This is a genomic window from Arthrobacter sp. UYP4 (assembly GCF_057291175.1).
The window spans coordinates 39,513-51,096 of sequence record NZ_JBXAVU010000007.1; the positions used below are offsets into that span (position 1 = coordinate 39,513).

Genomic DNA, 11,584 nt, shown 5'->3' on the forward strand with positions numbered 1-11,584 from the left:
CATAGGACGCACGGCAGCTATCCTGCCAGCTCGTCGGTGACTCTCCTGATCCTTTCTTACAGTGCGGGTCCCGGGTAGAGCGACCCGTTGCGGCCGGACGCAGGGTGCGGCGAAACGGTGGTTCAGACGCTTGGTGTGACGCAGTCCTGGGATCGTTTGGTGAGGCTCCTAGACTGACGGTATGGAACAAGGTATGGGTAGCACGTCAGATGCAGAGAGGCTGCAACGATTACTGCTCACCTCGGGCACCCTGGACATTTTCCTCGAGGGTTTCGCCAGTCACACTGTGACCCTCCTTGAGGGTCAGGTCGACGTGTTATGCGGAGTGACGCTGAAGCAGCAGAAGCAGGCCCTTACGGTTGCCAGTAGCAGCCCCGAAGCCAAAGCTCTCGATGAGGTGCAGTACGGCTACGGCGACGGCCCATGCCTCAACGCCATCAGGACCGGCACGACCATCATCGTCCAGGACACCCGCACGGACGGGCGGTGGCCGGAGTACTTCGACGCCATCACCGCCCAGGGCTTCCACTCCGTACTCGGCGTTCCCATCCTCACCGGCACTGGCGAATACACCGGCGACAGTGGTGACAGTGGTGACAGGGCTGGGAAACGCGATAGCGACGGTACTGGTAAGCGCCATAAGAGTGGCGGCAAGAGCGGTGGCAAGGACGGCGGTAGGGACAGCGCCGAGGGTGTTGCCGTGGACCTGTACGCACGTAAACCTCACGCGTTCACCCCTGAATTGATTAAACAGGTTGAAGCGTACGCGGCCGAGGCCACGCTGACCCTTCAACTGGCCCTGCGCCTGGCTGCCCATGAAAGGACGGCAGCCCATTTGAGGGCCGCGATGGAATCACGCACCAACATCGATATCGCGATCGGCATCATCATCGCCCAGAACCGGTGCACCCCCGACACGGCCATCAGCATCCTGCAACGTGCCTCCAACGGGCAGAACATCAAGCTACGCGTTCTGGCCGAGCAGATCGTTGCATCCCTGGCCAGCACGCCGGCGCCAACCCACTTCACCGACTAACCGAGTCGAGCCCCAACTGATCGGCAACACCCCGGACCAACCTGGATGAGGTCGGCCCCGGCAGAGCCCAGTGGTGGGCGGCGCTGAGCGTCTTGCCCCTCTTGTCGGGCGTTGTAGTGCGCGGCTACCTGTGTGGCGGGCAAGGCCTGGGTGTGGATAGCGGTTTCGTCGAGGGTGCCGACGAAGTAGTTGCTGGTGGGTGGGGAGGGCCATCCTGGCAGGGTTCCAGCCCCGATCTACCCGTACCCGCTGTAGGGTTCTGCGTTGCGGTACCTGGTGCCGGAGGCGATGAGGGTACCGTCGCCGTAAAGGGTCATACCTGCACTGGAGAGGGTCGCGACGACCTTATGTCATGCTCCGTCGTTGTAGGGGCGCGGGCCGAAGATGTACCGGACGGCGCCCGGATAGATGCCGAAGACGATGCGACCATCGTTGATCATCTAGAGGTGCCGGTCGTTCTGGGCGGCGTTCAGACTGGTGCTGTCTCTGATAGGCGGTCAGCGGACACGAAGCAGACCGATTCACGAGGAGAGCGAGGCGGCACCATGGCGGAAAGTGTGGAGTCGGGTCCTGAGCGGTACGTAGACCCGGTAGGACAGCGGATAGATGACCTTGTGGCTGCCCTGCGCCGGGAGGTCGACAAGGTTGAACAGCTGGGCGACGCTCTCACCAGCAGGGATGTTATCGGTCAAGCCAAAGGCATCCTGATGGAGCGATTCGAGATCGTCGAGGACGAGGCGTTCGCGATGCTGCAGGACACCAGCAACCGGACGAATGTGAAGCTCCACGATGTGGCTCGCCGGCTCGTGCGGGAGCGAGTGATTGACGGGCATTCTTAGGCGCTCATAGACCACATGACGGTGCAAGGGAGCTATGTCACGTTCCGATGTGTGGTCCTGGTATTGAAGCAGAAGGTCCACTGGAAGGGACTCGAAGACTGGTGTCTAGCAGCGGGCAGGGTCTGGTAGTCCGGTGAAGGGTTGCAGGGCCGCGGGAACGCGCGGGCCCTGCACCCCTTCGCTGTGCCACGATGAGGCTCGGATCAGTACTCCTACCTGTGGGTAGGATGAGGAATCCTTTAAGGTCTGGCTGGTCTCGGAGCAGGGGTTGCATCGACAAGGGATGACGACCGTGCCCGATCCTGCCCCGGGGAGCCCATGACCAGCGTCAGCGCATCCACCACCCATGCCGAGGACTACAGGATCGTGCGTTTGGACCGGTGCGCGGTCTTTGTGTCCATGGCCCGCCCAATGTCCATCACGGAGCAGGACGCCCTCCAGATCCTGCATGACAGTTTCGAACTCACCCAGCACCGCCAATATGCCGTCCTGGTCGATGTGGGTCTGGTTCGTGATGTAACGCCAGCGGCCCGCCGGGTGTTCTCCTCGGCCCGGAACATCCTGGTTGCCGCGATGCTTGGTAGCACTCCAATGGACCGGATGCTGTCCGCACCGTATGAGCATGCCGTTTACCCGTCGGAGTACTTCACCGACAAGGACGAAGCCCTCCTGTGGCTGCGCCTGATGCACGACCGCCTCTGCCAGGACCCGGTCAAGCACACGCTGAGTTTGACGATCGATCTTGACCCCTTCAGGCCCCGCCCCCAGTCGGCATCCTTGTATTCCAGTAACTAGCTCCGTGGCCTTAGGCACTAAGCAAGCTTTCCTTTAGGGTTGACGTGAGGGCCCTGCCCGGGGTCTGGGACTACTTTCGTGAAGGTGTTCGTCATGACTATCGCCCCGCTTGCGCCCACCGATTTTCCGACACCAACCGTTGATACTGTTCTACCGGCTGGTTGGGACAGTGACCAGTCACTGGTGTCCCGGGACCTCTCCGATGTATCCACCCGCGAGCTCAGGGTGCTGTGCAACCAGCTATACAGGTCGCTGGATATGGACTTCCCGCCCTATGGGGCGCAGGAGGACTACGCCATGGTCGCTGAAGAGCTTGAACAGCGCGAAGCCCATGCACGGCAGCGGACCGAACCGGCCGCGCCCGTCAGTGCGCCGCGTGAGACGTTCCGGGACAATCCACTGGGTTCACGGTTCGAGTTCTTTCATGACGGAGTGATGTCCGGGTACGTGAAATACGACCTGCGAGCAGGGCATATTTGGCTTCTGGAAACGGTGGTCACCGAACCCTACCGAGGCCGAGGACTTGAGTCGGTCCTCATCCGGGAGGCCCTGCTGAACGCCCACCAGCGCCGCCTCAGAGCCATCCCGTACTGCCCGCATGCACAAGCTTTCCTCACCGCCAACCCACAGTTCACCACGCTGATTCCCGCAAGCTAAACGGCTACCCAGCGTCAAAGCCGACTAGACAGACTGGTTTTCCGCGGTTTCTAGCTGATGAGTTGGAAGCGCTCCAGAATCACTGCAGTCTCATCGCGGACCGTAAAGGCAGGGTCCGTTAGGTAAGAGCGCATCTCTTCTCCGTGCCAGTACTGCTCGTGATCTGCACGCCACTGAGCGACGGTGACATGCCCCTCTCCCTCATCAATGACGTGGCTGAGTGGTACCTGATCCAATCTCGCTTGGTCGACCTGCACTGTTTCAATGATGGCGACAGGCTGTCCCGCCGAATCAATCACTGCCTGCCTCCTTCCCACTGCTGGTAGCGGATCACCTTCGATGGCGTACTCCACAAGCAGCGATGTCGTCGTGGTTTTTGTGCCCGACAGGATGGACGCGACCAGCGAGTCTCGAAGCGGCCCTGGGAACCCGAACTCGGCGTTAGGTAGCGGTGGCTCAGTCATGCTTCCACTCTCGCACTTCACTCGACCAGGCTTCACTTCACGCTGGAACGACCCCGGATGCTTCAACCACGGGACGGCGTTGGGGGCTATCCCGCCAACGAGGCTTCAGAAAGCCCGCCATGTGCAGGAAAAGTCACAACTCGAACCCGCGCGTTTTTTGGCTCTTTAACCAAGTGCGAAACGTGTACTGTCATAACGCGAGGGTGAGACGGATTCTGCGACCCTCCGAACTGAGGGAGGACATATGGAACGACCGGAACGTCTCGAAGGCGTCGAGGAGCCGAGGCTGGTGCCTGATGGTGTCCTGATCGGATACGCCCGCGTGTCCACCCTGGACCAGAACCTCGAGGCTCAGACTCGTCAGCTGGTCGATGCCGGTTGCTATGACGTCTACGCGGACCACGGGAAGTCCGGCGCGACTATGACGCGACCCGAGCTGGAGAAGTGCCTGCGGGCACTGCAGCCAGGTAACACTCTCGTGGTGACCAAGCTCGACCGGCTCGGCCGGACAGTGCGCGGACTCGTGGAACTCCTCGACTCACTGCACGAGCGGGGCATCATGTTCCGATCCCTCGGTGAGGGGATCGACACCACCACGGCCTCGGGCCGGCTGATGTTCAACATCATCGCCAGCGTCGCGGAGATGGAACGCGAGCTGATCCGGGAACGGACGAAGGCCGGCCTCGCCGTCGCGACGGGGAAGGGCGGTCGACCGCCGCGCCTTCAACCCCACGACGTCGTGGAAGCGCGACGGCTCAGGGAGGAGAAGTGGACTGTCGAAGCCATCGCCAAGAAGTTCAAGGTCCACCGCTCCACAATCATTCGCGCATTGCGCACCGATGGTCTCGCTGGTGCCGCCTATAAGGGGCCTGCGAACCGTAAATAGAGGACTGATGCCGATGTATGTGAACCCTCCCCGGAGTGGGGTCGGGCGCTCGGTACGGTGGGGAAAGTATTTCCACCGGCACCAGGGGGCCCTCGATGGCGCGATCGCGCAAGCGCAACCAGATTGATGGACAAGCAACTCTCGACCTAGATGCATTTCTTTTCGCACCACCAGAGGAGGTTCTCGATGAACAAGTACGGCAAGTTCGCGCAGGAGACGTGGAAGATGACCGCGCCGTCGCAGTACGCCCTGATTCCGGACCCGGAGGAGTGGTTCCGGAAGCTGGGAGAGGAAGCGATGCGTCAGGTGGGGGAGCTGCAGTACCAGATCGCGGGACCGGATCCGGAGGGCGAGACGTACCTGGAGAAGGTGGGCCGGCTGAACGCCTCGAGGATGCAGGCCGAGGAGATCGTACGGGCGGAGATGTTGACGCCGGAGACGATGGAGACGGAGGGCGACGAGACGGAGGAGGACGAAGTCGACCGTCGGCAGCGAGAGATTTGGGAGACTCACCGCTCGATAGTTCGGTTGCAGCAGGAGCTGCTGAACGAGTACCGGGAAGTCGAGATGGATCAGTACAACCAGAAGTCCTAGAGCCCACTGATGAAGCGGACTCCCGCTTCATCCCTGCGCGGCAGGACGACCTCGCCCCGTCCGGTGCCCGGGCGCGTTTCCAGGCCAACGTCGCTGCGCTGCGCGTTCTGCGTGAGCTGCAGGACCAGGATCGGGCAGCCACCGCACAGGAGCGCGCCGTGCTGGCGCGGTGGGGGAGCTGGGGTGCCACAGGTGTGGCTGAGGTGTTTGATGAGACTCGCGCCGAGTACGAGGCTGACCGCGCCGAGCTGCGCGAGCTGCTGAGCGAGAGCGAGTACCGGGCCGCGAACCGGACCGTCATCAACGCCCACTACACCGACCCCGCCCTCGCCACGGAACTCTGGCAGACCCTGAACACCTTGGGCTTCACCGGTGGCCGCGTGCTCGAACCGGGCTCAGGTGCCGGCACCTTCATCGGTCTCGCACCTGAGACCGTGACCATGACCGGTGTGGAGCTGGACCCGATCACCGCGGGCATCTCCCAGGCCCTCTACCCGGACGCTGACATTCGCGCCGAGTCCTTCGCTGACACGCGCCTGCCTGCTGGGTACTTCGACGCTGCCGTCGGTAACGTCCCGTTCGCCAAGACCAGGCTGCACGACCCGCGACACAACGCGAGCAACCACTCGATGCACAACCACTTCATCATCAAGTCCCTCGACCTCACCCGACCCGGTGGCGTCGTCGGTGTCATCTCGTCCGCGTTCACGATGGACGCACAGAACCCGGCCGCCCGCCGCGAAATCTACGAGACAGCCGACCTGCTGGGAGCGGTCCGCTTGCCGACTGGTGCGCATCGTCGCGCCGCCGGCACCGACGCCCTCACCGACGTGCTGATCTTTCGCAAACGACTCCCAGGCGAGGAACGGCTCAACTCGCAGTGGCTGGAGTCGCGCGTCCTGTCTCAGGGCGACGACCAGAACGCCGCGCAGGATGTACTGCTCGACGCGAGCCAGGACGTAGCCCGGATGAACGCCTACTTCATCGAGAACCCGCAGCGGGTGCTGGGTGAGCCCGTGGTGGGTAACGGCATGTACGGGTCAACGACGCTCACTATGCGCAACGAGGACCTGTCCGCCGTACCGGAGCAGCTGCACAACCAGTTGCAGGACATCGCCCTCACCGCCGTCGACGCCGGCAGGGGAGCCGCAGAGCGTCAGCCCGGGCAGACCATTGAGTCCGTAGCCATCGTCCCTGCAGGCAAGCAACTCCAGGTCGGACACATCATGTCCGAACCGGACGGCACCTTCCGCCAGGTCGACATCGACGGATTAATCGCCCCGCTGAAGGTCCCCGCCACCCAGGCACGAGAACTGCGGTCCCTGCTGCGGCTGCGCGACCTCGCCCGCTCCGTGCTCACCATTGAGGCGAGCAACGTGGAGGACACCCCGGAGCTCGACGCCGAACGCACCAACCTGCGCGACTCCTACCGCACCTACGTGGACACCTACGGTCCGATCAACCGGTTCTCCGAGCGTCGCACCGGGAAGGTCAACGGCGCCGGCGAGGACATCATGGCCAGGGTCACGCCGAAGGCGGTAGCGCTCTTGCGCAATGACCCCTTCGGGCCGATCGTCCCGGCTTTGGAGCGCTTCGATGAAGCCAGCCAGACCGCGATCCCGGCAGCACTGCAGCGAGGCCGCCAGGTCCAGCCACGCCAACCCATCCGAGGCGTCGACACCCCGGCCGAGGCCCTTGCCGTCACCCTCGACACCCGGGGCGAAGTCGACCTCACCGAAGTAGCCAGTCTGCTCGGCGTCGACCCAGCAGCGGCCAGAGACGCACTGGGGGACTTGGTCTACGACATACCGGGTGAGCCAGGCGTTATGGAAACACGTGCCGAGTACCTCAGCGGCAACATTCGGGAGAAGCTCGACGTCGCCACGGTCGCCGCGGCAGAGGACGAACGGTTCCTGCGCAACGTCGAGGACCTCAAAGCTGCCATGCCTCTGCCGCTGGGTGCAGATGAGATTGAGGCCCGAATCGGGTCCATCTGGATCTCGGCCGACGTGCATCAGGAGTTCCTGCAAACCATCACGCGCGATCGGCAAGCACGCGTGGACAGGGTGACAGGGGCGAACTGGGACGTCCAGGTCAACAGGCACAGCTTCACCGTCCGCAACGACTGGGGTACCGAGCGGATGCCTGCGGGCGAAATCTTCAAGTGCCTGCTCGAGCAAAAGCGCGTCCAGGTCACGGATCCGGATCCCGACCCCGAAAGCCAGCGACGCATCCTCAACCCTGTCGAGACAGCATCCGCGCAGGAAAAGGCCCAGCTGATGCAGGACCGGTTCGCGGAGTGGGTGTGGGAGGACGCAGACCGCGCTATCGCACTCACGGACGAGTACAACCGCAGGTTCAACTCGCTCGTGTTGCGCGACTACACCGTGGAAGGTGAACGCCTCACCCTGCCCGGGCTCGTCAAGGACTGGACTCCACAACCGCACCAACGCGCCGCCGTAGCGCGCATGATTTCCGAGCCATCTGTCGGCCTCTTCCACGAGGTCGGGGCGGGCAAGACCGCTGAGATGGTCATGGGTTCCATGGAATTGCGACGACTTGGCATGGCCCGGAAACCTGCCGTCGTCGTACCGAACCACATGCTTGATCAGTTCGCTCGCGAGTGGCTGCAGATCTACCCCCAGGCGCAGATCCTCGCCGCATCCTCAGCTGACCTCGCCGGCGACAAGCGCCGACAGTTCGTGGCCTGCGCGGCCGCGAACGACTGGGACGCGGTCATCATGACCCGCACCGCATTCGAACGCGTGTCTTTATCGTCTGAGTCTCAAGCCGAGTACCTTTCCCGCGAGATTGATCGCAAGCGTCAGGAGATTCTGGCCGCGAAGGAGCGTGCACTCGCAAGTGGCGGCAAAGCGATGAGCGTCAAGAAGCTCGAGGCCCGCCTGCAGTCCGAGGAAGAGAAGATGAAGCGCCTTCTCGACTCTCCCGTCGATCCTGGCATCACGTTCGAGCAGACGGGCATCGACTACCTCATCGTGGACGAGCTCCACGACTTTAAGAACCTCGCAACGACCTCGAACATCCAGGACGCGGCGATTGACGGATCCAACCGCGCCTCAGACCTACACGCGAAGGTCGAGTACCTCCGCGACACGCACGGTGACAGGGTGATGACCGGCGCGACGGCGACGCCGATCGCCAACAGCGTCACCGAGATGTACGTGATGCAGCGATACCTGCGCCCGGACCTGCTGGAGAAGGCCGGCATCAACGACTTCGACACGTGGGCTGCGACCTTCGGTCAGGTCGTCACAGAGATGGAGATGACCGTCGCCGGCGGTGACAGCTTCAAGATGAAGGAACGGTTCGCGAAGTTCCAGAACGTGCCCGAGCTGCTGAAGATGTTCCACACCTTCGCGGACGTGAAGACCGCCGATGACCTGAAGCTACCCGTGCCCGACATCGAGGAACGCGAGGACGGCAGACGCCTGCCGCGCATGGTCACGGTGGAGCCTTCCATCGAGCTCGAGGAGTACATCGCGGACATCGCGGACCGCGCCGAGAAGATCCAGGCACGTCTGGTCGATCCGACCGAGGACAACATGCTGAAGATTTCCAGCGACGGACGGAAAGCCGCCCTCGACATGCGCCTGGTCGACCCTGACCTCGACGCCATGATCGGAGCCACCAAGATCAGCGCGACCGCGGACCTCCTGGCCAAGGTCTACGAGGAGACCAAGGACCGCATTTACGCGGATCCGGAGACAGGCGATCCGCACCCGACACCTGGCGCCCTGCAGATCGTGTTCTGCGACCTTGGCACGCCGTCCGATAAGTGGAACGTCTACGGGCAGCTGCGTGAGGACCTAGTGCAGCGCGGGGTGCCGGCGGAGAAAGTGCGGTTCGTACACGAGGCGAAGAATGACGCCGAGAAGGGTCGGCTTTTTGAGGCCTGCCGGACAGGGGACGTCGCCGTGCTCGTCGGATCGACGCAGAAGATGGGTACAGGTACGAACATGCAGGCACGCGCCGTGCACCTGGTCGACATGGATGCACCATGGCGGCCGGCGGACGTCTCCCAGCGTCACGGCCGCATCATCCGGCGAGGTAACCAGAACCCGGAGGTTGCAGTCTCTCAGGTAGTCACCAAGGGATCGTTCGACACCTTCATGTGGCAGACGCTGGAGCGCAAGAGTAAGTTCATCGACCAGATCATGCGCGGCCGCCTCGACGTCCGCGAGATTGAAGACGTGGGAGACAGCACCCTGTCCTTCGCGGAGGTCAAAGCCATCTCGAGCGGCAACCCATTGATCCTGGAGAAGTCCAAAGCCGATCAAGAACTCACCCGCCTGCAGCGCCTCGAACGCGGATGGCACCGCAACCAGGCTGCGCTCAGCCGGCGCAAGGACAGTGCCATCGTCCGAGGCAAAGCACTCGCCGCGGAACTGCCCGCACTGAAGGAAGCCGCCGCCCGCACAACCGCCGATGTTGGAGGCGACGCGTTCCGCATGACCATCAACGGTAGGACCGTCGACAAGCGCACAGACGCAGTGGAAGCGCTGCGCACGTGGGCGGACAGGAACGCCGCAGGACGACCCCCTATCCAGGGGTCGAAGGACCTTGGTGTGATGGCTTCCATCGGTGGTCACGACATCAGGTTCGTGCAGGGCCAGGCGAACATGGTCGAGATGGGTGCCTCCCGTGTTGAGCTGCAGATAGAGGGCGCGTCTGGCGTCGCGGTAGAGCTCAAACGAAATGATGCTCTGTTCCCGACTGTCGGGGTCATTCAGCGCCTCGAGAACCAGGTCACGCGCCTACCTGATGAGGTGGTCAAGCGTGAGCGGCAGCTGGAGGAAGCACGGCAGGAGTATCGCGACGCGGCAAACGCACTGAAGCAGCCGTTCAAGCACACAGAGGCACTCGAGAAGGCTAAGTGGGAGGTCGAAAGGATCGGTCGTGAGATGCGTGGAGAAGATGCCGCGCAGACAACGCTCACCCCTGGACTGGAAGAACTGAAGCGCCATATGCGGATGGCTTTTCCGAACTCTCCGAAGCCCGGGCAGGCAGCTGAGAGAACGGGAGCGCAGACCCGACCGAGCCATCTGGCGGGACGGAATATTGAGCAGTCGGGTGGATTCGAACGCTAGGGTTCACACATAGAAAGAGGGCGGCTCCTACCGGGTAGGGGCCGCCCTCTTGTCGTCTACGGTCAGCTGTTCGCCGTACTGCTGGGGGCAGATGAAGTTGCTTCCTCAGAGCTGGCAGGGCGCCGTGAGCGACGCTTAGCAACACCGCCGACCTCCAAGCCGAGCTTCTTCAGTTCGTCCTCGCTCCATCCGTCCTTTGTTGCTCGGACGTACGCCTTCTTGTCCTCACGTTCGGCTTCGGCGAGCTGCTCGCGCAGTTCGTCTACGCGCTTCCGGGCGATCACCAGATCGGTGACAGATTCGATACGGGAGTCGAGGAGTTTGCGTGCCTGGTCTTTGGTGGTTTCGAGGTCGATGGTAGCCATGTTCATCAGCCTAACGTCGTGCACAGACAGCCGCCACGGGGTGCAACGTTCATCGGCCCGCGGGGTAGTCGTGGAGGTACCCGTTGGCGGGGTCGTTGAACCAGTCTTCAATGTCGCCGGAGTCGTACCGGACGGTGTTCCGTCCCAGTGTGAAGTAGGGCGGTCCGAGGTTGGCGCGGCGCCATTGAGCTAGCTCTTGGCTTGTCACGCCGTACAACTCGGCCACGTCCTTGGGTGTCATCATCGTGCCCACCATGAGTCCCTCTTTCATCTTTGCCCCGTTCCTTTCGGCAACGCCGTCATCACTTGGACGCGAAGTGAATTGGCAAGGTGGAGAGGTCGGACCGTGGAATACCGGAGCGGAGCGAGGATATGCCGCGAAAGCCGTCCTCGGAGCCTTGCCAAGAGAAGGGCGGACAGTACATTCACAAGCCGAAACGGAACGGCGCAGCCGTGAGGATCAATCCAGACGCGGAGCGTCTTCCGAGAGCTCGAACACCCCACCCGGCACATCCCGCCGGGGAGAGCGTTCCCAAGCACCTGCGGAGCAAGCTATGTATTTATGTGCCATAAAAGCGGATCCCGCTGGCGCCTGCGGCTGGCCGGTGACACACTTGGGGTGTGGGGCCTCCGGTGGAGGGGCGCTGCGCTGGGCATGGAGGGAGTACGAGCGATGAGCGAAGGCCAGGAGCAGGAACCCGCTGCGCGTCCTCCAAGTACCGGCAAGCGGCACGTGTGGTCTTCCCGGCGCAAGCGCATCGAAGGTAAGACCGTGTACGTGCGGGTCTCGATGTCCGAGATGGAGCGTGCTCAGCTGCTGCAGCTGGAGGCTCAGACAGG

Annotated in this window: 11 protein-coding genes; 7 read left to right on the plus strand and 4 right to left on the minus strand. The window is 62.9% G+C overall.

The features are described from left to right. Positions 1-181: 181 nt before the first annotated feature. Entirely contained in the window at positions 182-1,036 is an 855-nt protein-coding gene (locus AC0Z9V_RS17185) for an ANTAR domain-containing protein (protein ID WP_485142255.1), read from the plus strand. Positions 1,037-1,557: 521 nt separating this feature from the next. On the opposite strand, the gene AC0Z9V_RS17190 is transcribed toward AC0Z9V_RS17185, so the two are convergent. Continuing rightward, complete coding sequence (locus tag AC0Z9V_RS17190) at positions 1,558-1,728, minus strand: hypothetical protein (protein WP_485142256.1); 171 nt, start codon at positions 1,726-1,728, stop codon at positions 1,558-1,560. Between the two features lie 15 nt (positions 1,729-1,743). Between AC0Z9V_RS17190 and AC0Z9V_RS17195 the strand changes: the two genes are divergently transcribed. The 3 genes from AC0Z9V_RS17195 to AC0Z9V_RS17205 all read left to right on the plus strand — a co-directional run bounded on the left by AC0Z9V_RS17195 (position 1,744) and on the right by AC0Z9V_RS17205 (position 3,327). After that, complete coding sequence (locus AC0Z9V_RS17195) at positions 1,744-1,875, plus strand: ANTAR domain-containing protein (RefSeq protein WP_485142257.1); 132 nt, start codon at positions 1,744-1,746, stop codon at positions 1,873-1,875. Between the two features lie 318 nt (positions 1,876-2,193). Beyond that, on the plus strand, positions 2,194-2,670 hold the full coding sequence (locus AC0Z9V_RS17200) for a DUF7793 family protein (protein WP_485142258.1): 477 nt from the start codon (positions 2,194-2,196) through the stop codon (positions 2,668-2,670). A 93-nt stretch (positions 2,671-2,763) separates the two neighbouring features. Then, positions 2,764-3,327 (plus strand): GNAT family N-acetyltransferase, encoded by a 564-nt coding sequence (locus AC0Z9V_RS17205; RefSeq protein ID WP_485142259.1) that lies wholly within the window; start codon positions 2,764-2,766, stop codon positions 3,325-3,327. Between the two features lie 50 nt (positions 3,328-3,377). Here the strand turns inward: AC0Z9V_RS17205 and AC0Z9V_RS17210 are convergent, their stop codons facing one another. Beyond that, positions 3,378-3,791, minus strand: coding sequence for an ASCH domain-containing protein (locus AC0Z9V_RS17210; RefSeq protein WP_485142260.1), 414 nt, complete (start codon positions 3,789-3,791; stop codon positions 3,378-3,380). A 244-nt stretch (positions 3,792-4,035) separates the two neighbouring features. Here AC0Z9V_RS17210 and AC0Z9V_RS17215 point away from each other — a divergent pair, with 244 nt between their 5' ends. From AC0Z9V_RS17215 to AC0Z9V_RS17225, 3 genes are all read left to right on the plus strand, one after another. Next, positions 4,036-4,677: a recombinase family protein gene (locus tag AC0Z9V_RS17215; RefSeq protein ID WP_485142261.1), complete on the plus strand. Its 642-nt coding sequence runs from the start codon at positions 4,036-4,038 to the stop codon at positions 4,675-4,677. Positions 4,678-4,863: 186 nt separating this feature from the next. Then, positions 4,864-5,271: a TnpV protein gene (locus AC0Z9V_RS17220; RefSeq protein WP_485142262.1), complete on the plus strand. Its 408-nt coding sequence runs from the start codon at positions 4,864-4,866 to the stop codon at positions 5,269-5,271. Positions 5,272-5,465: 194 nt separating this feature from the next. Next, positions 5,466-10,379: a helicase-related protein gene (locus tag AC0Z9V_RS17225; protein ID WP_485142263.1), complete on the plus strand. Its 4,914-nt coding sequence runs from the start codon at positions 5,466-5,468 to the stop codon at positions 10,377-10,379. A 62-nt stretch (positions 10,380-10,441) separates the two neighbouring features. Here AC0Z9V_RS17225 and AC0Z9V_RS17230 read toward each other — a convergent pair whose 3' ends face one another. Next, complete coding sequence (locus AC0Z9V_RS17230; protein WP_485142264.1) at positions 10,442-10,744, minus strand: hypothetical protein; 303 nt, start codon at positions 10,742-10,744, stop codon at positions 10,442-10,444. Positions 10,745-10,793: 49 nt separating this feature from the next. Then, the gene (locus AC0Z9V_RS17235; RefSeq protein ID WP_485142265.1) at positions 10,794-11,015 is read right to left on the minus strand and encodes a helix-turn-helix transcriptional regulator; all 222 of its coding nucleotides are present in this window, start codon (positions 11,013-11,015) and stop codon (positions 10,794-10,796) included. Between the last annotated feature and the right edge of the window lie 569 nt (positions 11,016-11,584).

What these genes read in the sequence shown, in the direction of transcription:
- AC0Z9V_RS17185 (WP_485142255.1), top strand. Translation starts at nt 182, where the DNA reads ATGGAACAAGGTATGGGTAGCACGTCAGATGCAGAGAGGCTGCAACGA.
- AC0Z9V_RS17195 (WP_485142257.1), top strand. Translation starts at nt 1,744, where the DNA reads ATGGAGCGATTCGAGATCGTCGAGGACGAGGCGTTCGCGATGCTGCAG.
- AC0Z9V_RS17200 (WP_485142258.1), top strand. Translation starts at nt 2,194, where the DNA reads ATGACCAGCGTCAGCGCATCCACCACCCATGCCGAGGACTACAGGATC.
- AC0Z9V_RS17205 (WP_485142259.1), top strand. Translation starts at nt 2,764, where the DNA reads ATGACTATCGCCCCGCTTGCGCCCACCGATTTTCCGACACCAACCGTT.
- AC0Z9V_RS17210 (WP_485142260.1), bottom strand. Translation starts at nt 3,791, where the DNA reads ATGACTGAGCCACCGCTACCTAACGCCGAGTTCGGGTTCCCAGGGCCG.
- AC0Z9V_RS17215 (WP_485142261.1), top strand. Translation starts at nt 4,036, where the DNA reads ATGGAACGACCGGAACGTCTCGAAGGCGTCGAGGAGCCGAGGCTGGTG.
- AC0Z9V_RS17220 (WP_485142262.1), top strand. Translation starts at nt 4,864, where the DNA reads ATGAACAAGTACGGCAAGTTCGCGCAGGAGACGTGGAAGATGACCGCG.
- AC0Z9V_RS17230 (WP_485142264.1), bottom strand. Translation starts at nt 10,744, where the DNA reads ATGGCTACCATCGACCTCGAAACCACCAAAGACCAGGCACGCAAACTC.
- AC0Z9V_RS17235 (WP_485142265.1), bottom strand. Translation starts at nt 11,015, where the DNA reads ATGAAAGAGGGACTCATGGTGGGCACGATGATGACACCCAAGGACGTG.